Raw genomic sequence first — 22788 nt, forward strand, 5'->3', positions numbered from 1 at the left:
CACCAACTCCTCATTCGCTGCGCCGGGTTCGCTCGCGCTCATGACGCACTCCCGATCTTGACGACGTCGCCGGCCACGGCGTGCAGGTCACGTGTGACCGAGCAGCCGGCCGAGTTGGCCGGCACCCACACGACACGGTCGGGCAGGTCGGCCACTCGCGCGGGCAGCGTGACCGTGCCGCCCTCCGTGGTGATCGTGACCTTACCGCTGTCGAGCGCGCCGACCTCGGCAGCCGTGGCCTCCGACAGCAGCGCCTCGACGGCCCGGCCGGTCCCGGCCAGGTACGGCTCGCCGTCCTGCATGCGGCCGGAGTCCAGCAGGAGGTGCCAGGTCGCGAGGACGGCCTCGCCGGCCTGCGGGTCGGCCTGGGTGCCACCGGTCACGCTCGGGCCGTTGGCCCGGGAGCCGCGCCAGGCGCCGATGGCCGCGAGCTCGCGGCGGGCCGCGGCGGCGTCGGGCAGGCCCAGGTGGACGTCCATGTGGTCGCTGACCGCGGCGATGGCCTGCAGGTCGCTCAGCAGGCCCGGGACCTCGATGGCCCGCTCGAACGAGCGGCCCCTGCCCTCCCAGTCGACGAACGTGCCGCTCTTCTCGCTGACCGCCGCGATGGGCAGCACCACGTCGGCGCGGTCGGTGACCGCGCTGGCGCGCATCTCCAGCGAGACGATGAACGGCGTGTTCTCCAGGGCGGCCAGGGCGGCCTGCGGGTCGGCCAGGTCGTAGGGGTCGACGCCGCCGATGACGAGGGCGTCCAGGTCACCGGCCAGCGCGGCGGCGAGGATGGCCCCGGTGTCGCGGCCGGGCGCCTCGGGCAGCCCGGCGACGTTCCAGGCGCGGGCGACCTCGGCGCGGGCGGTCTCGTCGGCGGCGGGACGGCCGATGGGCAGCAGGTTCGGCAGCGCGCCCGCCTCGATCGCGCCGCGCTCGCCGGCGCGGCGGGGCACCCAGGCGAGCCGGGCGCCGGAGGTGGCGCCGAGCCGCGCGACGGCCGAGAGGGCGCCGCGGGAGGTGGCGAGCCGCTCACCGACCAGGATGATCGTGCCGGGCTGCTTGAGCGCCTCGGCCGCGGCCGAGGCGCCGGAGATGAGCTCGCCCAGGCCCTCGGCCTCGGCGCCGGGCAGCGTGCGGATCAGGGTGCCGCCCATCTTGGCCAGGCCCGCGGTGGCGAACGGCGCGAGCGAGAAGACCTTCAGGCCGCGCTTGCGGAACGCCTTGCGGAGCCGCAGGAAGACGATCGGCGACTCCTCCTCGGGCTCGAAGCCCGCGAGCAGCACGGCCGGGGCCTTCTCCAGGTCGGTGTAGGAGACCTCGATGCCCTTGCCCGCCACCGCGTGGGCGAGGAAGGCGGCCTCCTCCTCCGACAGCGGACGGGAGCGGAAGTCGACGTCGTTGGTGCCGAGCGCGACCCGGGCGAACTTGGCGTAGGCGTAGGCGTCCTCGACGGTCACCCGGCCGCCGACCAGCACGCCGGCCTTGCCACGGGCCCGGGCGAGCCCTTCGGCGGCGGCCGCCAGGGCCTCCGGCCAGGACGCGGGCTGCAGGTAGCCCTCCTCGTCCCGGACGAGCGGGGTCGACAGGCGGTCGGGCTGGGTGGTGTAGGAGAAGGCCCAGCGGCCCTTGTCGCAGTTCCACTCTTCGTTGACCTGCGGGTCGTCCATGGCCAGGCGGCGGGTGACCCTGCCGCGCCGGTGGTCGGTGCGCAGCTCGCAGCCGCTCGCGCAGTGCTCGCAGGCGCTCGGGGTGGACACCAGGTCGAACGGCCGGGCGCGGAAGCGGTACGCGGCGCCGGTGAGCGCCCCCACCGGGCAGATCTGGACGGTGTTGCCGGAGAAGTACGACTGGAACGGCTCGCCGTTGGCGACGCCCACCTGCTCGGCGGCGCCGCGGTCGAAGAACTCGATCAGCGGGTCGCCGGCGATCTCGTCGGAGAAGCGGATGCAGCGGGCGCACTGGATGCAGCGCTCGCGGTCGAGCAGCACCTCGGTGGAGAGCGGGATCGGCTTTTCGAAGGTGCGCTTGGTCTCTTCGAACCGGGACTCGCCCTGGCCGTTCGACATGGCCTGGTTCTGCAGGGGGCACTCGCCGCCCTTGTCGCAGACCGGGCAGTCGAGCGGGTGGTTGATGAGCAGCATCTCCATCACGCCGCGCTGGGTCTTCTCGGCGACCGGCGAGGTGAGCTGCGTCTGCACGACCATGCCCTCGGCGACCTCGATCGCGCAGGACGGCTGCGGCTTGGGGAAGCCGCGGCCGTTGCCCGCGTCGGTGATCTCGATCAGGCACTGGCGGCAGTTGGCCGCCGGCTCGAGCAGCGGGTGGTCACAGAACCTCGGGATCTGGATGCCCAGCAGCTCGGCCGCCCGGATGATCAGGGTTCCCTTCGGGACGCTGACCTGGAAGCCGTCGATGGTGAGGGTCACCATGTCCACCGGCTGCTCGACCGGCCCCGCCGAGGATGTCTGTACTGTCATGCCTTACCCCACACAGTTGACGCGGCAGGATCGAACGGACAGCCGCCGATCTCGAAGTGCTTGAGGTATTCGTCGCGGAAGTGCTTCACCGACGAGTGGATCGGGCTGGTCGCGCCGTCGCCGAGGGCGCAGAACGAGCGGCCGAGGATGTTGTCCGCGATGTCGGTGATCGTGGTGAGGTCCTCTTCGGTGCCCTGGCCCTTCTCGAGCCGGCGCAGGACCTGCTTGAGCCAGTACGTGCCCTCCCGGCAGGGGGTGCACTTGCCGCAGGACTCGTGGGCGTAGAACTCGGTCCAGCGCAGCACGGCGCGCACGACGCAGGTCGTCTCGTCGAAGATCTGCAGCGCCCGGGTGCCGAGCATCGAGCCCTTGGCGCCGACCGACTCGAAGTCGAGGGGCACGTCGAGGTGCTCGTCGGTGAAGATCGGCGTGGAGGACCCGCCCGGCGTCCAGAACTTGAGCCGGTGGCCCGCCCTGATGCCGCCCGCCATGTCGAGCAGCTCGCGCAGGGTGATGCCGAGTGGCGCCTCGTACTGCCCGGGGCGGGTGACGTGGCCGCTCAGGGAGAAGATGCCGAAGCCCTTGGACTTCTCGGTGCCCATCGAGGCGAACCAGTCGGCGCCGTTGCCGATGATGCTGGGAACGCTTGCGACCGATTCGACGTTATTGATGACAGTGGGACACGCGTAAAGACCCGCGACGGCGGGGAAGGGAGGCTTGAGGCGAGGTTGGCCCCTGTATCCCTCCAGCGAGTCGAGCAGCGCCGTCTCCTCGCCGCAGATGTACGCGCCGGCGCCGCTGTGCACGACCAGTTCCAGGTCGTAGCCCGACCCGAGGATGTCCGTGCCGAGGTAGCCCTTCTCGTACGCCTCGCGGACGGCCGCCTGCACACGGCGGATGACGTGGAGCACCTCGCCGCGGATGTAGATGAAGGCCTGGTTGGCGCGGATGGCGTAGGCCGTGATGATGATGCCCTCGACCAGCGCGTGGGGGTTGGCCATCATGAGCGGGATGTCCTTGCAGGTGCCCGGCTCCGACTCGTCGGCGTTGACGACGAGGTAGTGCGCCTTGCCGTCGCCCTGGGGGATGAAGCCCCACTTCATGCCGGTCGGGAAGCCCGCGCCGCCTCGGCCGCGCAGGCCGGAGTCCTTGACCGCCTTGATGATGGCGTCGGGTTCCATCCCGAGCGCCTTCTTGGCGGCCTCGTACTCGCCGTATCCCTGGAGGGTGAACGAGTCCGCCCGATCCCAGTTCGCGGTGAGGACCGGAGTCAGAGTCGTCATTCCGAGGCCCCCTTCGGTGCCGTCCATCCGTTCGCCTTGGCGATCTTGAGGCCCTCGAGCGAGGGGCCGGCGGCCGAGGGGCCGTCACCGGCCTGGCCGTCGGGCAGGCCGGCGAGCACGCGCGAGGCCTCCTTGAACGAGCACAGGCGGCCCGGGCCGCGGGTCGGCGCGACCTCCTTGCCGGCGCGCAGGTCGTCGACCAGCCGCTTGGCGGAGTCGGGGGTCTGGTTGTCGAAGAACTCCCAGTTGACCATCATGACCGGCGCGAAGTCGCAGGCGGCGTTGCATTCGATCCGCTCAAGCGAGACCTTGCCGTCGGAGGTCGTATCGCCGTTGCCGACGCCGACGTGCTCCGCCAGTTCCTCCCAGATCTGGTCGCCGCCCATGATGGCGCACAGCGAGTTGATGCACACGCCGACGTGAAACTCGCCCGCGGGCTTGCGCTTGTACATCGTGTAGAACGTCGAGACGCCCACGACCTCGGCCTTGGTGAGGCCGAGCATCTCTGCGCAGAACTCCTGGCCCGCGTCGGAGACGAAGCCTTCTTCGGCCTGCACCAGGTGGAGCAGCGGCAGCAGCGCCGAGCGGCTCTTCGGGTAACGCCCGATGATCTCTTTCGCGTCGCGTTCGAGACGCTCGCGGACTTCCGGCGAATAGGTCGTCACCGGTCCACACCTCCCATGACCGGGTCGATCGACGCGACCGCGGCGATGACGTCGGCAATCATGCCGCCTTCGCAGGTAGCGGGCACGGCCTGCAGGTTCGTGAACGAGGGGTCGCGGAAGTGTACGCGATAGGGGCGGGTTCCCCCGTCGCTCACGACGTGCGCGCCCAGTTCGCCGCGCGGCGACTCGACCGGCACGTACGCCTGCCCGGCCGGCACCCGGTAGCCCTCGGTCACCAGCTTGAAGTGGTGGATGAGCGCCTCCATGGAGCTGCTCATGATGTGGGCGATGTGGTCGGGCGAGTTGCCGAGCCCGTCGGGACCGAGCGCGAGCTGCGACGGCCAGCCGATCTTCTTGTCCTCGATCATGACCGGTTTGCCCTTGAGCTCGGAGCCGGAGAGCCGGTCCAGGCACTGGCCGATGATCTTGAGGGACTCCTCCATCTCGGCCACGCGCACCAGGTAGCGGCCGTAGACGTCGCAGGAGTTCTCGGTCGGCACGTCGAAGTCGTAGGTCTCGTAACCGCTGTAGGGCTGCGACTTGCGCAGGTCCCACGGCAGGCCCGCCGCCCGCAGCATGGGCCCGGTGATGCCGAGGGCCATGCAGCCGGTGAGGTCGAGGTAGGCCACGTCCTTGGTGCGCCGGGTGTAGGCGGGGTTCTCGTCGAGGAGCTTGCGCATCTCCTTGATCCGCCCAGGCATGATCTTGAGGAACTCGCCGATCTTGTCGACGGCCCCCGCGGGCAGGTCGACCGACACCCCGCCCGGCCGGACGTAGGCCATGTTCATCCGCAGGCCGGTGATGTACTCGAACAGGTCGAGCACCAGCTCGCGCTCGCGGAACCCGAACAGCATCGGCGTCGTCGCGCCGAGCTCCAGGCCGAACGTCGCGATGGCCACCAGGTGCGAGGAGATCCGGTTGAGCTCCATCATCATGACCCGGATGGTCTGCGCCCGCAGCGGCACCCGGTCGGTGATGCCGAGGAGCTTCTCCACCGCCATGCAGTACGCGGCCTCGTTGAAGATCGGCGACAGGTAGTCCATGCGAGTGACGAACGTGACCCCCTGGGTCCACGTCCGGAACTCCATGTTCTTCTCGATGCCGGTGTGGAGGTAGCCGATCACCGTGCGCGCCTCGGTGACGGTCTCGCCGTCGAGGGTCAGCACGAGCCGGAGCACGCCGTGGGTCGAGGGGTGCTGCGGGCCCATGTTGATGACCAGGCGCTCCTCCGACGACTCGGCGACCGCGCTGACGACCTCGTCCCAGTCCTGGCCGTTGACGCTGTAGACCTTGCCCTCGGTGACGTCCTGCTCGCTCCGGGCGGTCTCACCGTCGTGGATGGCGGTCATGCGTACGACCTCCTCTGGTCCGGCGCGGGGATGGTGGCGCCGCGGTACTGCACCGGGATGCCGCCGAGCGGATAGTCCTTGCGCTGCGGGTGGCCTTCCCAGTCATCGGGCATCTCGATGCGGGTGAGCGCCGGGTGGCCGTCGAAGACGATCCCGAAGAAGTCGTAGGTCTCGCGTTCATGCCAGTCGTGCGTCGGGTAGACCGACACCGTGGACGGAATGTGCGGATCCGCGGCAGGACAGGAGGCCTCGACCCGGATGCGACGGTTGTGGGTGATCGAGCACAGGTGGTAGACCGCGCGCAGCTCGGCGCCGGTCTCCTCGGGGTAGTGCACCCCCGAGACACCGAGCGACAGCTCGAACCGCAGGGCGAGGTCGTCGCGCAGGTGGCGCATGACCTCCACCAGGCGCTCGCGCGCAACGTGGATCGTCAGTTCGCCCCGGTCGACGACCACGCGCTCGACCATGCCGGCGTAGGCGTCTCCCGCGACCCGCTCGAGCGCGTCGGCCACCTCGTCGAAGTAGCCGCCGTACGGCTTGGCGCTCGACAGCTTCGGCGGGCGGCGTACGACGAGACCGCCGTATCCGGATGTGTCACCGGAGTCGGCGGCGCCGAACATGCCGCGGCGGGCGATCGGCTCCTCCGGCACCCCGGGGAGATTTTCAGTGCTCATTTCGAGGTCCCCTGATCGATGAGCGGAAGCGACCGCAGAGCCCGCAGTTCCAGCTCGTCGATCTGCTTGGCGCGGTGCGCGCCGAACTTCATGTTCTGGATCTTGTCGTGCAGCTTGACGATCGCGTCGATGAGCATCTCGGGACGCGGCGGGCAGCCGGGCAGGTAGATGTCCACCGGCACGACGTGGTCGACGCCCTGCACGATCGCGTAGTTGTTGAACATGCCACCGCTGGACGCGCAGACGCCCATCGCGATGACCCACTTGGGCTCGGCCATCTGGTCGTAGATCTGGCGCAGCACCGGCGCCATCTTCTGCGACAGGCGACCGGCCACGATCATCAGGTCGGCCTGGCGGGGGGACGCGGACGCGCGCTCCATGCCGAACCTGGCCAGGTCGTGGTTGGGGCCGCCGGTGGCCATCAGCTCGATGGCGCAGCAGGCCAGGCCGAACGTGGCCGGCCAGACGGAGTTCTTCCGCGCCCACCCGGCCGCCTGCTCCACGGTGGACAGGACGAACCCGCTGGGCAGTTTCTCTTCGAGACCCATCTCAGTGCTTCCTCTCGCGCGCCTCCGGCACGCTGCCTCTCAGTCCCAGTCCAGGCCGCGACGGCGCCATACGTAGGCGTACGCGACCAGCACGGTGACGATGAACAGCACCATCTCGACCAGCCCGAAGACCCCGAGCTTGTCGAATGCGACCGCCCACGGATAAAGGAAGATGATCTCGATGTCGAACACGATGAAGAGCATCGCGGTGATCATGTACTTCAGGGGGAACCGGCCGCCGCCGACGGGCTGCGGTGTGGGCTCGATGCCACACTCGTAGGCGTCGAGCTTGGCGCGGTTCCAGCGCTTGGGGCCGGTGAAGGGCGCGATTCCCACGGAGAAGACGGCGAAGCCCGCCGCGAGAACCGCGAGCACCAGGATCGGCACGTACAGTTCCATCGCTTATGCGTCCCCTCTGAGCGCTGAAGCAGTCGTCAATCGGTTGATGAGTCTAGGCAGAGCGATCATCGATCTTCGTTCCGGGTGCTGTGTCATGCCGGCGGCGTGACCTTGGACAGGGCGTTGATGATCCGGTCTGACGCATCGCCCTGCCGGTCCGTGAGATTAGCAAGGAGTTTCAGAGCGAACCGCATCAGAGTGGGATGTGGCAGGGCGTGCCGCGTGATGAACCCCATCACACCCGGCTTGCCGATGGCCTCCACGAACAGTCTCCCGAGCGTGAAATAGCCGCCGTAGGCGTCCTTCAGCGTCTTGGGATAGGCGCGCAGCACGCGTTCGCGCTGCGCGGAAGTGATGCTCGACAGGGCCGTGACGATCGTGTCGGCGGCGATGCGGCCCGTCTCCATGGCGTAGGCGATGCCCTCGCCGTTGAACGGGTTGATCATGCCGCCGGCGTCGCCGACGAGGACCATGCCCCGCGAGTAGTGCGGTTGCCGGTTGAAGGCCATCGGCAGCGCCGCGCCGCGGATCGGCCCGGTCATGTTCTCCTCGGAGAACCCCCACTCGGCGGGCATGTTCTTGACCCAGCGGCGCAGCAGGTCGCGGTAGTCGAGGTTCTGGAACGCCTCGCTGGTGTTGAGCAGGCCGAGCCCGACGTTGCTGGTGCCGTCGCCGACGGGGAACACCCAGCCGTATCCGGGCAGGAGCCGGGAGTTGCCGTCATCGTCGGTGTCCCACAGCTCCAGCCACGACTCCAGCCAGTCGTCATCGTGCCGGGGGCTGGCGTAGTACGTGCGCACGGCGACGCCCAGCGGCCGGTCGTCGCGCCTGTGCAGGCCCATCGCCAGGGACATCCGCGTGGAGTTGCCGTCGGCGGCGACGACCAGGCGCGAGCGGTAGGTGACCTGCTCGCCGTCCTTGCGGGCCGTCACGCCGGTGACGTGGCCGCTGCGCTCGTCGAGGATGGGCCCGGTGACGTTGACGCCCTGCAGCACGGTGGCGCCGCCCCGCTCGGAGTTGGCGGCCAGGATCTCATCGAAGTCCAGGCGCGTGCGCACCAGGCCGAAGTCGGGGAAGCTCGAAAGCTCGGGCCAGGGAAGCTCGAAGCGCAGGCCGCCGCCGACGACGCGGAGGCCCTTGTTCCTGACCCAGCCGGGGGCGTCGACGTCGACGCCCATGGCGATCAGTTCCTTGACGGCGCGCGGCGTCAGCCCGTCTCCGCACACCTTCTCGCGCGGAAATCGGGTCTTCTCCAGCAGCAGCACGTCGAAGCCGGCCTGTGCGAGATAGAAGGCCGTGGTCGAACCCGCGGGTCCGGCACCGACGACGATGACGTCGGCGTCCGCCGCGGGGGCTGACTCGCTCACGGGACCTGTCCTGTCCTGGGTGTCGAGGGCCTCGGGGTTGGGGGCCTTCGTTCCTTTGTGAACTACTTCACAAACTTGTCGGCGGAAGTCTAACCCTTTTTCCCTGCCCGATGTCAGATGGAGCTTACCTACTCGTCCATGGTTGGTTTAACAGCTCGATGCAAGGCCACGATGCCCAGCGAGAGATTGCGCCACTGGACCCTTTCCCACCCGGCCTCCTGGACGAGCCGGGCCAGCGCCGCCTGGTCGGGCCAGGCGCGGATCGACTCGGCGAGATACTCGTAGGAGTCGGGATTGGAGCTCACGACCCGCGCGACGGGCGGCAACAGCCTCATCAGATATTGCGTGTACACCAGCTCGAACGGCTTGATCGTCGGCCTGGAGAACTCGCACACCACAAGGCGCCCGCCGGGCCTGGTCACCCGGAGCATCTCCCCCAGCGCCCCGACCGTGTCCTTCACGTTGCGCAATCCGAACGAGATCGTCACGGCGTCGAAGGTGCCGTCGGCGAATGGAAGTTTCAGGGCGTCGCCTCCGACGAAGGTGACGCCACGCACCCCTCCGCCGGAAAGGCCCGAACCGCCTCGCCGGGAGGCGCCCGTGCGCAGCATGCCGAGGGAGAAGTCGCACGCGATCGCCCGCGCCCCGAGACCGGTGAAGGCGTCGGTCGAGGTGCCCGTGCCGGCGGCGAGGTCGAGGACGAGCTCCCCGGGACCGGCGTCCACCGCGGCGGCGGTGGCCCTGCGCCATAGCCGATCTTGACCGAGGGAAAGCACGTCGTTGACCAAGTCGTAGCGCCGGGCCGTGCGGTCGAACATCGCCGCGACCTCGTGCGGCTGTTTGTCCAGGGATGCACGCGTCATGGCGACAAGCTTAGTGCGCACGCGTTGATCCACCCAAAGTAGCCGCCCCACTACCCTGCGTCTGCTACCACTTGGTGGATGTTCGTCGGAAAGCCGGCCCGGAAGCCGGCCCTCATCACCCTCCCCCTGCTCGCGGCGGCCCTCGCGCTGCTCCCCTGCTCCCCCGCCTCCGCCGGCGACGTCGCCCACCCGCGCGTGGTCTCCGCCGATCCGGTCGCCACCACTCCCCACGTGCTCGACGGCATCGTCAACGCCTTCGCCCTCATCGGTGGCACCGTGGTCGTGGGCGGCTCGTTCAGCGAGGTGCGCGACGCCGGGGCCTCCACGCGGCTGCCGAGGAGCAACCTGTTCGCCTTCGACCTCGCCACCGGCAAAGTGGACCGCCGCTTCGCCCCGCGCCTGGACGGCCCGGTGTACGCGCTGGCGGCCGGGCCGGACGGCTCGGTCTACGTCGGCGGAGCGTTCGTCTCCGCCGGTGGCGCGCCCGGCCGGGGGCTGGCCCGGCTCAGGCTCCCCGACGGCTCGCCGGTCGCCGGCTTCTCCGCGCCGGTCAACGGGGGCGACGTCTCCAGCCTCGTGCTGCACGGCGGCAGGCTGTACGTCGGCGGCGACTTCACCGGCATCGGCCGCACGATGCGCACGGCCCTGGCCCGGGTCGACGCCGGCACCGGGGCGGTGGACCCGGCGTTCACCGTGACCCCGGGCGCCGGGCGCGGCGGTGAGCTGAAGATCTACGCGATGGCCGCAACCCGTGACCGGCTCGCGGTGGACGGCTCCTTCACCACCCTGGACGGCCACCGGCGGCCACAGGTGGGCCTGATCGACATCGCCGCCGCGCGGCCATCGGTGACCGACTGGCACACCGAGGCGTACGCCGCCGCGTGTAAAGAGGTGTTCCCCACTTACGTACGCGGGCTGGATTTCTCACCTGACGGGCACTACTTCGTCATCGTGACGACAGGAGGCGCCAAGGGCGCCCGCAAGCTCTGCGATTCCGCGGCCCGCTTCGAGACCTATTCTCGCGGAGACGCCGTACGGCCCACGTGGGTGAACCACACCGGGGGCGACTCGTTGTACTCGGTGGCGGTCACCGGATCCGCGGTGTACGTCGGTGGCCATCAGCGCTGGTTGAACAACCCCCGGGGCTCGGACTCGGCGGGGCCGGGCGCGGTGGCGCGGCCGGGCATCGGGGCGATTCACCCCACGACCGGCAAGGCGCTCGCATGGAACCCCACTCGCGACCGGGGCATCGGTGTCAAAGCGTTCCTCGCACACAAAGGCGGCCTTCTCGTCGGAAGCGACACCACGCACCTCGGACACGAGTACCATGCCCGGGTCGGCATGTTCCCGCTTCCCTAGCCCCTGCGGTTCTTGTTGATCTGCTCACTCATCACGTCTCGCTGCTTGGACAGCAGCACGTAACTGGCTATGCCGCTGATCACGAAACTGATCACTAGGAGCCAGAAGACGTTGTGAAGGCCGATCAGGTAGAGCACGCCCAGGGTGACGGCGAACAGACCCAGCCGTGACGCTGTGTAAACGAGAAACGATCGCACAACGTCGAGGCTACGTCACCCGTCCGCTGGAGCGGTCTGCGACCACCGCCCTGGAGGGCAGCCGATTTCGGCCTCGGAGCTTTACAGTCCTCGCTTCGCATCGGGAGCGAGCACTGCTAGTGTTCACATCGCGGCGCTTATGTAAAGAAACACCCACGAGCGCCCCAAAGAGGCTCTATCATATAACAAACGGGCAGTCAGCTGATAACAACCCGTGATCGTTGGATGTAAATCACGGATATATCAGTTTTCGCTCGGCAAACTGGATACCTGTCCGCCCGCTTCAGGATGCGGGATGCGAGGGGGAGAGATTGTGGAGAGTAGCAGCGAACGCCTGCTGACCCCCGGAGAGGTTGCCGCCCTCTTCCGGGTCGATCCAAAAACGGTGACACGCTGGGCGGCCGCAGGCCGCATCAGCAGCATCCGCACTCCCGGAGGGCATCGGCGTTTCCGCGAGTCGGAGGTGCACGCTCTCCTGCGTGGCGAGGAAGTCCTCACGGCCGAACGGCCGAGCGGCGACTCACCGCGTGTCTGATGTACAGGTGAGAGCCCACCGAGCCTGGCGCCTGCGTGAGGTGCGGTGATCTCGAGCCCACCATGCACCACCGGTGATCCTGCGTGCCCCCCGGAAGCCGCAGGGTCACTGTTCTTTTTTCTATGCATGCCTTTAAAGCAATTACGGACGCGCTCTATCCGCCGGCCTGCTCAGCGGTCGGAGCCGGCCTGTGACTCCTTGAACGCCAGGAACTCCCGCTCCAGGTCGTCGTTCTCCTCCTGCCAGCGCCTGCGCCGCTCGGCCTCCTGCTCTTCGGTGATCGACTCGGGCAGCCAGCGTTCGTACTCGGGATCGGTCGGCGCGAGCTCCACGTAGGCGTTCCCGATGAGGCGCCCGTCGTCACTGGTCAGGGTCTGCGGTATCCGCAACGTCCCGTCCGCGAGCCGGATGACGTACATGACGGATCACCTAGATTCCGTAGCGCCGGTTGAAGAACAACATGACATTGAGCGCCGCACGCGTGTCTCCGTTCAGCATGTCGACCAGCGCCGGACGCTGCCGGGACGCGATCGCCGCGAAGGCGTCGGCGAAGAACTCCTTGCGGCCGAGACCGCCCGGCTGCTTGTGGAACGCCGAGGCGAACAGGGGCGCGCACTGCTCGTAGAGGGCGACGAACTCCGGCGAGTCGGACACCCACTCGCCCAGCGCGGAGTCGATGTCGTCCAGGGCGTGCCCCGTCTCGTGCATCATCACGTCCGGGGTCGGCGACGGCCGGTCGCCCACCACGATCTTGCGGTCGCCGTACGCGCCGGCGCACACGTCCCAGGTCGCCTTGCCCGAGGGCAGCGGCGCGCCCCGCAGATAGCCCATGTCGTCCAGATCGGGCACACCGCCGGCCCCGACGTAGATGCCGTCGAGTCCGACCGCCAGGAGCGCCTTCAGCCGCTCCGGCAGCCGGGCCAGGCTGTCGACGGCACGGACGGCGTCCGCCGAGGGAGGGCCTTCGGCGGAGTCCCACTGGCGGTACAGGATCTGCTCCAGCGGCCCGCAGTGCCTGAGCCCATCGCGCATATCGGGCGTGTCCGGGGAATTCGGCTGGGCCAGAGGCGGCTCGTCGTCCAGCTCGAAATCACGCCAGATGTACTGCGGCCGGTCGACCACCGGAGCGGTGACGGCCCGCGCCCCCTCGACTCGGGGCCGGTCGCCCGCCCGGAACGAGTCGGCCTTGCTCTCGCGGCGGTTCGCCCTGCGCCCGCCGTCACGGAAGTCGGCGCGGCCCTCCCTGGAGGAGGCGGCCCTCGCGGACTCGGCGCGGCCCTCGCGCGTGGCACCGGCGCGGCCATCGAGCGGGGAGCCGTCGCGCGGGGAGTCACCGCGGCGGTCGGCCACGCCCTCCGGGCGCGTGCCGTCAGAGGGCTCGGCGGCCCCCTCGCGGGGCACCTCGCCGCGGGAGGGGAAGGCGTACGGCCCCCGCTGCCGCCAGCGCGGCCCTCTGCGATGGCGCCCCTTGTCGCCGGAGAACGCCGTCAAAGCCGCGGCCTGGGGGCCCGGGCGAACGCGACCATCGGCACACACCTCTCCCATACGCGAAGCGTGGTCACGGTCCACCGTACGACGAGGCCGCCCAGGAGTCATCTGGAATGTCCTATGGGGATGGTTCAGAGAGGGCCCGTGACGCCCCGGAAACACGATCTACCGTCGAATGGCTTACGCTGCGGACATGCCTAGCGTGCTTCTCGGCCTGGCGCTGTTAGCCTTCTGGCTCTATTGCCTGTTCGACCTGATCACCACACCGGAGGAAGACGTAAGGAACCTGCCCAAGTTCTTGTGGGTTCTCATCGTCATCCTCCTGGTCGACCTCGGCGGCCTGTTGTGGCTGCTCCTCGGCCGTCCTCTCAGCGAGCAGACCGTACAACGGCAGCGCCTCGGCCGCTCCGGCCCCCGCCCCTCCGTGCCCCGCGGACCCGACGACGACCCCGACTTCCTCCGCGACCTCGACCGTCGCCTCCGTAGGGAGGACGACTGACCTCCTGCGGCGGCCGCCCCGACAGGCCCTCCACGACCCCCGTGCCGGCGTGCCGGCCGGCACGGGAAGGCCGTCCTTAGGGGACGAGCGGCACGGTCAGGGGACCATCAGGGGCCGGCCCCGCGCGGAAGCACGGGGCCGGCCCCGCCCCCGGCGCACTCCCGGTCCCGGTTCCTCGCACCCCGGCCGAACGGCCGCGGGTCAGGGCACCTGCGCGTAGGAGTGCAGGCCCGACAGGAAGATGTTCACGCCGACGAGGTTGAACAGCAGGCAGCCGAAGGCGACCAGCTGGACGATCATCGCCGCCCTGCCCCGCCACCCGGCGGTCGCCCTCGCGTGCAGGTAGGCCGCGTAGGCGATCCAGGCGATGAACGACCAGACCTCCTTGGGGTCCCAGCCCCAGTAGCGTCCCCACGCCTTGTCGGCCCAGAGAGCGCCGGCGATCACCGCGAACGTCCAGATCGGAAAGGCGATCACGATGGCGCGGTGGGCGACCTGCTCGAGCTCGGCCCGCCCGGGCAGCCGTGACGGGCCGTCTCCGCGCGAGAGGAACAGCACCCCCGAGACGCCCGCGACGATGAACAGGCCGCTCGCGCAGATCGCGGCGGTGACGTGGATGGCGATCCAGTAGGAGTTCAGGGCGGGCACGACCGGCCCGGCCTGCACGTGCAGGTAGCGGACCGCGAAGCCGAGCCCGAGCGCCGCCGCGACCGACACGAAGGCGCCGAGGAACCGCACCGGCTGGCGTGCCTGCATCACCAGGAACGCGGTCATGGCGGCGAAGCAGATCGCCACCACGAACTCGTACATGTTGCCCCAGGGCCAGCGGCCCACGGCGGCGCCCCGGGTGATGATGGCGCCGAGGTTCGCGGCCCAGCCGAGCCAGCTCAACGCGACCGCCACGGTGCCGGCACGGGCGGCCCACGCGGGCGGCGCCGCGGCGGCCGGACCGGCGTCCCTGGCTCCCTCACCCGGCAGCGTCCCGTCCCCCGCCCGCTCGGATCCGGCGTCCTCGCCGGTGCCGGGCGCGCCGCCGGGGCGGTCGAGCGTCTGGACGGCGCCCGCCTTGGCGGTGACCGCAGCCGTGGCGGCGCCGACGGCGACCGGCTCCCCGGCCGCGGTGACCTTGCGGGCCCGGCCGAAGCCGAGGTCGAGCGCGTACGCGATCATGGCGAACACGTACAACAGGACGGTCGCCAGGATCAGCTGATCGCTGAGCGTGGCGAGGCCCGAGTTGACGTCAGTGGGCATCCTTGACTCCTTGCGGCGAGGCGGGCCTGCCGGCCTCCGGCCCCTGGAGGGCCGTGACGATCTGGGAGAACTCCTCGGCGAAACCGGCGCCGCCCTCAGTGCGCGTCAGCCCGCCCACATCGACCGTGCGGGCCTCGCCGTCGCCGTCGGTCACCCGCACCCAGACGCGGCGGCGGCGGACCGTGAGCGACAGCACCAGCCCCAGCACGGCGAGGGCCGCCGCGACGAGGGCCGGGACGCGGCCGGGATCGTAGGCGATCTGGAGGCTGATCCACTCACGCACGCCGGTGAGCTGGATCGACCCGGCGCCGCCCGGCAGTGGCAGGGTCTCTCCGACGGCGAGCGGCTTGGTCTTGAAGCCCATCACCAGCGGCTTGAGCTTCTTGGTGTCGAGCTGGTACACCGACTGCGGCTCGCCGGAGTTCATGCCGAGGTCGCCGGAGAAGGCGAACACCTGCGCCGTCGGGTTGGCGGCGCCCGGGAAGATCGAGACGTAGGAGCCGTCCTGGGCCGGCACGGTCGTCGGCAGGAAGCGCACGAGGAAGCCGAGCTGGTCGGGCTGCGCGTCCGGCACCTTGATCACGCACTCGGACATGTAGGTCGTCTGGTCGGCCGTCAGGCACGGCACCGGGCCCTCGAAGGCCACCTGGCCCTTCCCGTCGAGGATCTTGAACGTCGGCGCGTACCCGTGCCCGAGCAGGTAGGTCTGGGTGCCGTTGACCTCCAACGGCTCGTTCACCCGCAGGTCGTACGGGCGCTCGCGCGCACCGGGCCGGTCGGTGACCCGCAGCCGCGCCGAGAAGTCGAGCGGCTGGCCGCGCCGGTCGCCCGAGGCGACGTAGGTGGCCTGGAAGTCCGAGAGCGTGAAGGAGAAGGGTTCCAGCGAGTCCGACGACACCCGCTGGCCCGGGATGTACCTGTCGTAGGCGGCGACGGTGTTGGCGAAGCCGTTGCCCTCGACGAGCAGCACGTTGCCCCGATAGCCGTACAGGCCGCCGGCCCCGACCGCGAGCAGGAGGGCGAGCAGGGCGACGTGGAACAGCAGGTTGCCGGTCTCGCGGAGATAGCCCTTCTCGGCGGCCACCCACCCTGGCCCGGTGACCGTGCGGAAGCGCTTCTTCCTGAGCAGCGCGGCGAGCGACTCCACCGTCGCTTCGGAGGAGGCGAAGGAGGCGTGCTGGGGCAGCCGGGACAGGTTGCGCGGCGCCGCCGGGGGCTTGCGCCGCAGCTCGCGCAGGTGAGCCGCGGCCCGGGGGATGACGCAACCCGCGAGCGAGATGAACAGCAGCAGGTAGGTCGCCGCGAACCAAGGCGAGGTGAACACGTCGAACAGCCACAACCGGTCGAGCCAGGCGGCCAGGCCGGGGCTGTCCTTGAAGTACTTCGCCACCCGGTCGGGGCTGATCGACCGCTGCGGGTAGATGGACCCGGGCACCGAGGCGAGCGCGAACAGGAACAGCAGGATCAGCGCCGTGCGCATCGAGGTGAGCAGGCGCCAGGCCCAGCGCAGCCAGCCCAGCGGCCCGAGACCGGCCGGGCGCCCCAGGTCGGTCTGGATCTCTTCGGTCGTCGTCATCAGATCACCGGCTCGAATCCGCCCACCCAGCCCTGAATGCTCGCGATGAACTGCCCCCAGAGGCCGGTCACCAGGAGCACGCCGACGACGACCAGCATGGCCCCGCCGATGCGGGTGATGAGCTGCGAGTGGCGGCGCACCGCCTTGAACGTGCTGATCGCCTTGCGGTAGGCGAGCGCGGCGAGGACGAACGGGACACCCAGGCCGAGGGCGTAGGCGAAGGCGAGCACGGCTCCCCGCACCGCGCTTGCCTGGTCGAGGGAGAGCGTGAGCACTGCGGACAGCGTGGGGCCGATGCAGGGCGTCCAGCCGAGGCCGAAGACGATGCCGAGCAGGGGCGCGCCCGCGATGCCGGCGGCGGGGAAGCGGTGGATGCGCACGTCGCGCTGCAGCCCGGGGATCAGGCCCAGGAAGGCCAGGCCGAGCACGATCGTCAGCGCGCCGAGCACGCGGGTGATCACCTCGGCGTTGCCGAGCAGCAGCGCGCCGAGGCCGCCGAACAGCGCTCCGCCCAGCACGAACACCAGCGAGAAGCCCAGCACGAACAGGGCGCTGCCCGCGACCATTCGCCCGCGCCGGGGGTCACCGCTCATGCCGGTCACGTAGGACAGGTAGCCGGGCACCAGGGGCAGCACGCACGGCGAGAGGAACGACACCAGGCCCGCGACCACCGCCACGGGCAGCGCGACGATCAGCGAGCCCGCGGCGACCGTGCTCGCGACGTCGCTCACGGCCCACCCCGCCCGCCGGGGCGCCCGTGGAGGCGAGGGCTACTTCTCATCGCTGACCTTGGTCACCACGCCGAGGAGGTCGGAGTGGCGTACCTCTCCGAGGGCGCGGGCGGCGACCCGGCCCTGCCTGTCGAGCACGAGCGTGGAGGGGATCGCCGCGGGGTTGACCATGCCGCGGAAGGCCAGCGCGACCTTGCCGGGCTGGTCGAACAGGCTCGGGTATCCGGGCTGCTGGGTGCGCTGGAAGGCCAGGGCCTGCGCCTTGTCGTCCTTGGCGTCCACGCCGAGGAACTGGACCCCGCGGTCCTTGGTCTTGGCGGCGATGTCCTTGAGCACCGGCGCCTCGCCCCGGCAGGGGCCGCACCAGGACGCCCAGAAGTTGAGCACGACGACCTTGCCCTTGTGGGCGGCGAGGCTGGTGGCGGTGCCCTCCAGCGTCTGCCCCTCGATCGCCGGAGCCGCCTGCCGCTCCGCGGCGGGCACCACGCGCATGCTGCCGTCGCCCGCGACGAAGCGCGTGTCGCCGGACTGCGGCTGCGTTCCCTGGCTTCCGGCGCATCCCGCGAGAGCCGTCATGGCCAGCACAACGGCGACGAGGACACGTGACTTCGAGGACACGGAGCAAGGTCTCCTTGTACTACAACCGGTAGAGCTTCAAACCCTACCCAGCGCACCGCACACCCTCGAAATCGGGGCACTACCTGTGCAGGTATCGGGGACTATCGCTATTTGGTCGGTTTGAGGAGCTTAGAGGGCTTCACCAACGCACCCGCCGGCTCGCTGTAGCCTACGCTCGCCAGCCGGCCGCCCTCGAAGGTGAGGCTGGTCAGGCTCGCGAGCGCGCACTGGCGCCGGCGCGGGTCGTGCCACAGCCTGCGGCCCTCCGCCGCCTGGCGAATGATCCAGATCGGGAGCTGGTGGCTGACCAGCACCGCCTCGTGCCCCCGGGCCTCCGCGCGGGCGACGTCGACGATCGCCCGCATCCGCCTGACGATGTCGACGTACGGCTCGCCCCAGGACGGGCGAGTGGGGTTCCACATGTGGCGCAGGTTGCGGGGAGCACGGAACATGCCCCCGATGACCAGGCCCTGGAAGACGTTGCCGGCCTCGATCAGCCGGTCGTCGGTCTGAACGGGAAGATCGAGCGTCTGCGCGATCGGGGCGGCCGTCTCCTGGGCGCGTTCCAGCGGGGAGCTGTACAGCGCGACGATGTCGCGGCCCGCGAGCGCCTTGGCCACCAGCTCGGCCATGGACCGGCCGTTCTCCGACAGATGGTATCCGGGCAGCCTGCCGTAGAGCAGGCCCTGTGGATTGTGCACCTCTCCATGCCGGAGCAGGTGGACAACGGTGCTTTCAGTCATGACGGGCACCAGCCTACTGGGCCGTCTGCCGGAGCACCTCGACGGCTGCGCGGATCGCCGGGCGGCGGGCCGCGTCCGTGCGCCACAGGGCGTAGATGCGCCGCGTCGGCCGGGGGCGGATCGGCACCACCTTGACGTCCGCCGGCACGTGGCCACGGCCGAGGCGAGGCACCAGGGCGCAGCCGTGCCCGGCTCCGACCAGCGCGATCTGCGTCGGGTACTCGTCGGCCACGCAGGAGACCTCCGGCTCCAGCGACGCCGTCCTCAGCGTGAAGACGAGCCAGTCATGGCAGATGGTGCCGGGCGAGGAGCTGATCCACCGCTCGCCGTGCAACTCGGCCAGTTCGAGCTCCCGCCGGTCCGCCAGCGGGTGCGTGGCGGGCAGCACCACGTCGACCACATCGTCCATGAGCGCGGCCCGCGACAGGCCCTCCGGGATGGCCATCGGGCGGTTCAGCCAGTCCTGCACCAGGGCCAGATCGAGCTCGCCCCGGGCCACCTCGCGGACCTGCCGCTCGGGATCGCGCTCGTACAGCACCAGGTCGAGCTCGGGATGGCACCGCTTCAGCTCGGTGAGCGCGCCGGGGAGCAGGCCCCGGGCGGCCGTCGGGAACGCGGCCATCGTCAGGCGCCCGACCACCGTGCCGCGCAGCGCCTCGAAGTCGGCCTCGGCCGTCTCCACCAGCGCCAGGATGCGCTCCGCGTGCTCGGCGAGCAGCCCGGCGGCGTCGGTGAGCCGCACTCCGCGCCCGCTGCGCTCGATGAGCCTGGACCCCGTCTCGCGCTCGAGCTTGGCGATCTGCTGGGAGATGGCCGAGGGGGTCACCATGAGCGCCTCGGCCGCGGCGCCGACCGAGCCGTACACCGACACGGCGTGCAGCGCCTTCAGGCGATGGAGATCGAGCATACAGAGATGCTAAATCATCGATCGCTGGAATTCATTCACCCACTGAAATATCGCGTATGGCTGAGCCGTGGCCGCGGCCGGAGCGACCCGGCGGATGTTCCGTGGTCAGCCGGAGGAGGCCGCCGCGGCGGCCTTCGCGGCGGCGGGGAGGGCCTCGGCGACGCGGGCCAGGGCCTCCTCGTCGTGGGCCGCCGACAGGAACCACGCCTCGTACGCCGAAGGCGGCAGGTAGACGCCCTGGTCGAGCATGGAGTGGAAGAACGCGCGGTAGGCCCCGGTGTCCTGGCCGCGCGCCCCGGAGAAGTCGGTGACCGGGTCGGCGGTGAAGAAGATCGAGAACAGGTTGCCCGCGGTCTGGAGCCGGTGGGGCACCCCCGCCGCCGCCAGGGCGTCCGACGCGGCGCGGCCGATGATCAGAGCCGCCGCGTCCACCCGGTCGTACACGTCGTCATCGCAGGCCAGGAGCGTGGCGAGGCCGGCGGCGCAGGCCAGGGGGTTCCCCGAGAGGGTGCCCGCCTGGTAGACCGGGCCCTCGGGCGCGAGCCGGCCCATGACCTCGGCCCGCCCGCCGAACGCGGCGGCCGGCAGGCCACCGCCCATGACCTTGCCGAAGGTCATCAGGTCGGCGTCCACCGGCTCCAGGCCGTACCACCCGGAGGAGGAGACCCGGAAGCCCGTGAGCACCTCGTCGATGATCAGCAGGGCGCCGTTCGCCGTGCACAGCTCGCGCAGCAGCGCGTTGAACCCCGGGGCCGGCGGCACCACGCCCATGTTGGCCGGGCACGCCTCGGTGATCACGCAGGCGATGTCGTCGCCGTACGCGGCGAACGCCTCGGTGACCGCCTCGGGCGAGTTGTAGGGCAGGACGATCGTGTCGGCCGCCGAGGATCCGGTGACGCCCGGGGTGTCGGGCAGCCCGAAGGTCACCACGCCCGAGCCCGCCGCGGCGAGCAGGGCGTCGACGTGCCCGTGGTAACAGCCGGCGAACTTGACGACGCGGGAACGCCCGGTGAAGCCGCGCGCGAGCCGCACCGCCGACATGGTCGCCTCGGTGCCGGAGCTGACCAGGCGGACCTTCTCGACCGGGCCGACCCGCGCCACGATCTCCTCGGCGAGCTCCACCTCACCCCGGGTCGCGGTGCCGAAGGAGGTGCCGCGCGACAGGGCCTCGGTGAGCGCCTCCACCACGGAGGGGTGCCGGTGGCCGAGGATCATCGGGCCCCAGGAGCAGACCAGGTCGACGTAGCGGTTGCCGTCGGCGTCCACGATGTACGGCCCCTGGCCGGACTCCATGAACCGCGGGGTGCCTCCGACGGCGCCGAAGGCGCGCACCGGCGAGTTGACGCCTCCGGGCACGACGGCGCGGGCACGCTCGAACAGGTCCTCTGAGATCTTCGTACGGCTCACGCGTCCAGGTTAGTCCCCGGGACCGCCGGGCCCGTCGGCCACCCGAGCATGCCCGGCACGGGCCGCGGGGTCACTCGCAGGCGTCCGCCAGCCAGTCGAGGACGTGCAGCGGGTCGGGCAGCGGGCGCCCGTCCGGGGGGCGCAGCCAGCGGGCCTGGCTGCCGTCCGGCAGCGACGACGGCGGGGCCAGGACATAGCTGTCGCGGCAGTGCCAGCGCAGGCCCGGGGTCGCCTCGATCGTCTCGGGGGCGTAGTCGAGGTGGCACGACCACCACTCGTCCTCGTCCTCCGGAGCGCCGCGCGTGGCGATGTAAAAAAGGACCCGGTCGCCGTTGGCGGCGACCGGGCCCGTGGAGAAGTTCGCGGCGTCCATGGCGGCGAGTGCCGACTGGCCCGCCGTCGCGGGTACGTCGAACACGTCGAACACCCGGCCCGTGGGAAGGATCACGTTGGCGTCGGGGTTCTGCTCCCACCAGCGCGTCAGCAGCACGGTGTCCGTCGTGGCCATCATCTGCCAGGCCGGCGACAGCGGGTGGGCTCCCGGGTCCGGACAGCCGACGCGGTCACACGAACAGGCTCGCCTGCCCTCGCGCAGCGGGTGGGCGCCCAGAACGCTGGCCCACCCGATCTCGGCGTACTCAAGCACCGAGGTGATCGCGTGCGCCTTCTCATGGGATCGTGCTCGCCTTTTCGCCCGGCGAGCCGCCAGCGGTACCCCCACCATTGTGTTCCTCCCCCACCCTGCCTTTCACCGATGATGCCTGATGGCGGCCGGCCAAGGTGACCCGACCCCCGGAAAATGGCCCGTCAGGATAGTCTCCTGGCCACTTCCGTAGCCCAATAGGTGAGGATCATGTCCGCACCGGCGCGCCGGATGGCTATCAGCGACTCCATGATGATGCGATCGCGGTCGATCCAGCCGTTGGCCGCCGCCGCCTCGACCATGGCGTACTCGCCGCTCACCTGGTAGGCCGCGACCGGCACCTCGACGGTGTCGCGCACCTGCCGCAGGATGTCCAGGTAGGCCAGCGCGGGCTTGACCATGACGGCGTCCGCGCCCTCCGCCACGTCCAGGCGCACCTCGCGCAGCGCCTCCCCCACGGGCCCCGCGGGGTCCTGCTGGTAGGCGTTGCGGTCGCCGAACTGCGGAGCGCACTCCGCGGCCTCCCTGAACGGCCCGTAGAACCCCGAGGCGTACTTCGCGGAGTACGCGAGGATCGGGATGTGCGAGAAGCCGTTGGCGTCGAGCGCGGCGCGGATGGCGGCCACCTGGCCGTCCATCATGCCGCTCGGCGCGACCACCTCGGAGCCCGCGGCGGCCTGGGCGACGGCCACGGAGGCGTAGCGCTCCAGCGTCGCGTCGTTGTCGACCTCGCCCTCGGGCGTGAGGACGCCGCAGTGCCCGTGGTCGGTGAACTCGTCCAGGCAGGTGTCACTCATGATCACGATCGAGTCGCCGAGGTCGGCGCGCAGGTCGGCGAGAGCCTTCTGGACGATGCCGTCGGGGTCGTCGCCCGCCGAGCCCCTGGCGTCCTTGACCGCCGGGATGCCGAACACGATCAGGGCGCCCACCCCCGCCTCGGCGGCCTCGTGGGCGGCCTTGCGGAGCGAGTCGCGCGTGTGCTGGAACACCCCGGGCATAGAGCTCACCGGCTGAGGGTCGGTCACGCCCTCCTTGACGAACATCGGCAGCACCAGCTCGGCCGGATGCAGCCGGGTGCCCGCCACCATGCGCCGGATCGCCGCGGTGCGGCGCAGCCTCCGGGGCCGCGCCACGGGGAACTCCGCGTCGCTCATCATTTTCCCCTCCCAGGCCCGGTCTGTGGATCGCGTACGCGCGACAGGGGTCTACGTCGCCGCG

Annotated in this window: 24 protein-coding genes; 3 read left to right on the plus strand and 21 right to left on the minus strand. The window is 70.5% G+C overall.

Annotated elements, in window-relative coordinates; translation table 11 throughout:
* Nucleotides 1–38 precede the first annotated feature (38 nt).
* The 9 genes from MYF83_RS21075 to MYF83_RS21115 all read right to left on the minus strand — a co-directional run bounded on the left by MYF83_RS21075 (nucleotide 39) and on the right by MYF83_RS21115 (nucleotide 9616).
* The gene (locus MYF83_RS21075) at nucleotides 39–2468 is read right to left on the minus strand and encodes an NADH-quinone oxidoreductase subunit G (protein ID WP_248962231.1); all 2430 of its coding nucleotides are present in this window, start codon (nucleotides 2466–2468) and stop codon (nucleotides 39–41) included.
* Complete coding sequence (gene nuoF, locus MYF83_RS21080) at nucleotides 2465–3751, minus strand: NADH-quinone oxidoreductase subunit NuoF (RefSeq protein WP_248962232.1); 1287 nt, start codon at nucleotides 3749–3751, stop codon at nucleotides 2465–2467. Before nuoF ends, MYF83_RS21075 begins: the two co-directional genes overlap by 4 nt.
* On the minus strand, nucleotides 3748–4416 hold the full coding sequence (gene nuoE / locus MYF83_RS21085; protein WP_248962233.1) for an NADH-quinone oxidoreductase subunit NuoE: 669 nt from the start codon (nucleotides 4414–4416) through the stop codon (nucleotides 3748–3750). The genes nuoF and nuoE overlap by 4 nt, the downstream gene beginning before the upstream one ends.
* Nucleotides 4413–5765: an NADH-quinone oxidoreductase subunit D gene (locus MYF83_RS21090; protein WP_248962234.1), complete on the minus strand. Its 1353-nt coding sequence runs from the start codon at nucleotides 5763–5765 to the stop codon at nucleotides 4413–4415. The genes nuoE and MYF83_RS21090 overlap by 4 nt, the downstream gene beginning before the upstream one ends.
* On the minus strand, nucleotides 5762–6439 hold the full coding sequence (locus MYF83_RS21095) for an NADH-quinone oxidoreductase subunit C (protein WP_248962235.1): 678 nt from the start codon (nucleotides 6437–6439) through the stop codon (nucleotides 5762–5764). The genes MYF83_RS21090 and MYF83_RS21095 overlap by 4 nt, the downstream gene beginning before the upstream one ends.
* A complete protein-coding gene (locus MYF83_RS21100) occupies nucleotides 6436–6987 on the minus strand; it encodes a NuoB/complex I 20 kDa subunit family protein (protein WP_248962236.1) in 552 nt (183 codons plus the stop codon). Before MYF83_RS21100 ends, MYF83_RS21095 begins: the two co-directional genes overlap by 4 nt.
* Nucleotides 6988–7026: 39 nt before the next feature.
* Nucleotides 7027–7386, minus strand: coding sequence for an NADH-quinone oxidoreductase subunit A (locus MYF83_RS21105; protein ID WP_036325316.1), 360 nt, complete (start codon nucleotides 7384–7386; stop codon nucleotides 7027–7029).
* A 92-nt stretch (nucleotides 7387–7478) separates the two neighbouring features.
* Nucleotides 7479–8753: a geranylgeranyl reductase family protein gene (locus tag MYF83_RS21110; protein WP_248962237.1), complete on the minus strand. Its 1275-nt coding sequence runs from the start codon at nucleotides 8751–8753 to the stop codon at nucleotides 7479–7481.
* A 128-nt stretch (nucleotides 8754–8881) separates the two neighbouring features.
* Nucleotides 8882–9616: a demethylmenaquinone methyltransferase gene (locus MYF83_RS21115; protein ID WP_248962238.1), complete on the minus strand. Its 735-nt coding sequence runs from the start codon at nucleotides 9614–9616 to the stop codon at nucleotides 8882–8884.
* Between the two features lie 78 nt (nucleotides 9617–9694).
* On the opposite strand from MYF83_RS21115, the gene MYF83_RS21120 reads away from it, so the two are divergent.
* Nucleotides 9695–10975, plus strand: a complete 1281-nt coding sequence (locus MYF83_RS21120; protein ID WP_248962239.1) for an NHL repeat-containing protein — start codon at nucleotides 9695–9697, stop codon at nucleotides 10973–10975.
* Here the strand turns inward: MYF83_RS21120 and MYF83_RS21125 are convergent.
* Nucleotides 10972–11172, minus strand: a complete 201-nt coding sequence (locus tag MYF83_RS21125; RefSeq protein ID WP_248962240.1) for a DUF4229 domain-containing protein — start codon at nucleotides 11170–11172, stop codon at nucleotides 10972–10974. The genes MYF83_RS21120 and MYF83_RS21125 overlap by 4 nt on opposite strands.
* A gap of 295 nt (nucleotides 11173–11467) precedes the next feature.
* Here MYF83_RS21125 and MYF83_RS21130 point away from each other — a divergent pair, with 295 nt between their 5' ends.
* Nucleotides 11468–11707, plus strand: a complete 240-nt coding sequence (locus MYF83_RS21130) for a BldC family transcriptional regulator (RefSeq protein WP_189165217.1) — start codon at nucleotides 11468–11470, stop codon at nucleotides 11705–11707.
* A 170-nt stretch (nucleotides 11708–11877) separates the two neighbouring features.
* Here MYF83_RS21130 and MYF83_RS21135 read toward each other — a convergent pair whose 3' ends face one another.
* On the minus strand, nucleotides 11878–12126 hold the full coding sequence (locus tag MYF83_RS21135; RefSeq protein ID WP_248962241.1) for a hypothetical protein: 249 nt from the start codon (nucleotides 12124–12126) through the stop codon (nucleotides 11878–11880).
* Between the two features lie 10 nt (nucleotides 12127–12136).
* Entirely contained in the window at nucleotides 12137–13198 is a 1062-nt protein-coding gene (locus MYF83_RS21140) for a hypothetical protein (RefSeq protein WP_248962242.1), read from the minus strand.
* Nucleotides 13199–13388: 190 nt separating this feature from the next.
* Between MYF83_RS21140 and MYF83_RS21145 the strand changes: the two genes are divergently transcribed.
* Complete coding sequence (locus MYF83_RS21145) at nucleotides 13389–13694, plus strand: PLDc N-terminal domain-containing protein (protein WP_248962243.1); 306 nt, start codon at nucleotides 13389–13391, stop codon at nucleotides 13692–13694.
* A 201-nt stretch (nucleotides 13695–13895) separates the two neighbouring features.
* On the opposite strand, the gene ccsB is transcribed toward MYF83_RS21145, so the two are convergent.
* From ccsB to hemB, 9 genes are all read right to left on the minus strand, one after another.
* Nucleotides 13896–14945 carry a c-type cytochrome biogenesis protein CcsB gene (gene ccsB / locus MYF83_RS21150; protein WP_248962244.1) on the minus strand — a complete coding sequence of 350 codons (1050 nt, stop codon included), beginning with the start codon at nucleotides 14943–14945 and terminating at the stop codon, nucleotides 13896–13898.
* Nucleotides 14935–16521, minus strand: coding sequence for a cytochrome c biogenesis protein ResB (gene resB, locus MYF83_RS21155; protein ID WP_248962245.1), 1587 nt, complete (start codon nucleotides 16519–16521; stop codon nucleotides 14935–14937). Before resB ends, ccsB begins: the two co-directional genes overlap by 11 nt.
* A complete protein-coding gene (locus tag MYF83_RS21160) occupies nucleotides 16521–17252 on the minus strand; it encodes a cytochrome c biogenesis CcdA family protein (RefSeq protein WP_248962246.1) in 732 nt (243 codons plus the stop codon). The genes resB and MYF83_RS21160 overlap by 1 nt, the downstream gene beginning before the upstream one ends.
* Before the next feature lie 39 nt (nucleotides 17253–17291).
* Complete coding sequence (locus MYF83_RS21165) at nucleotides 17292–17870, minus strand: TlpA family protein disulfide reductase (protein ID WP_248962247.1); 579 nt, start codon at nucleotides 17868–17870, stop codon at nucleotides 17292–17294.
* A gap of 107 nt (nucleotides 17871–17977) precedes the next feature.
* Nucleotides 17978–18613: a histidine phosphatase family protein gene (locus MYF83_RS21170; RefSeq protein ID WP_248962248.1), complete on the minus strand. Its 636-nt coding sequence runs from the start codon at nucleotides 18611–18613 to the stop codon at nucleotides 17978–17980.
* 13 nt (nucleotides 18614–18626) lie between these two features.
* Complete coding sequence (locus tag MYF83_RS21175; RefSeq protein WP_248962249.1) at nucleotides 18627–19520, minus strand: LysR family transcriptional regulator; 894 nt, start codon at nucleotides 19518–19520, stop codon at nucleotides 18627–18629.
* 105 nt (nucleotides 19521–19625) lie between these two features.
* The gene (hemL, locus tag MYF83_RS21180; RefSeq protein WP_248962250.1) at nucleotides 19626–20927 is read right to left on the minus strand and encodes a glutamate-1-semialdehyde 2,1-aminomutase; all 1302 of its coding nucleotides are present in this window, start codon (nucleotides 20925–20927) and stop codon (nucleotides 19626–19628) included.
* A 70-nt stretch (nucleotides 20928–20997) separates the two neighbouring features.
* The gene (locus MYF83_RS21185; protein WP_248962251.1) at nucleotides 20998–21651 is read right to left on the minus strand and encodes a bifunctional DNA primase/polymerase; all 654 of its coding nucleotides are present in this window, start codon (nucleotides 21649–21651) and stop codon (nucleotides 20998–21000) included.
* A gap of 83 nt (nucleotides 21652–21734) precedes the next feature.
* Nucleotides 21735–22727, minus strand: a complete 993-nt coding sequence (gene hemB / locus MYF83_RS21190; RefSeq protein WP_248962252.1) for a porphobilinogen synthase — start codon at nucleotides 22725–22727, stop codon at nucleotides 21735–21737.
* Nucleotides 22728–22788: the final 61 nt, after the last annotated feature.

Origin of the sequence: Sphaerisporangium perillae (genome assembly GCF_023276435.1) — a bacterium.
Lineage (GTDB): Bacteria > Actinomycetota > Actinomycetes > Streptosporangiales > Streptosporangiaceae > Sphaerisporangium > Sphaerisporangium perillae.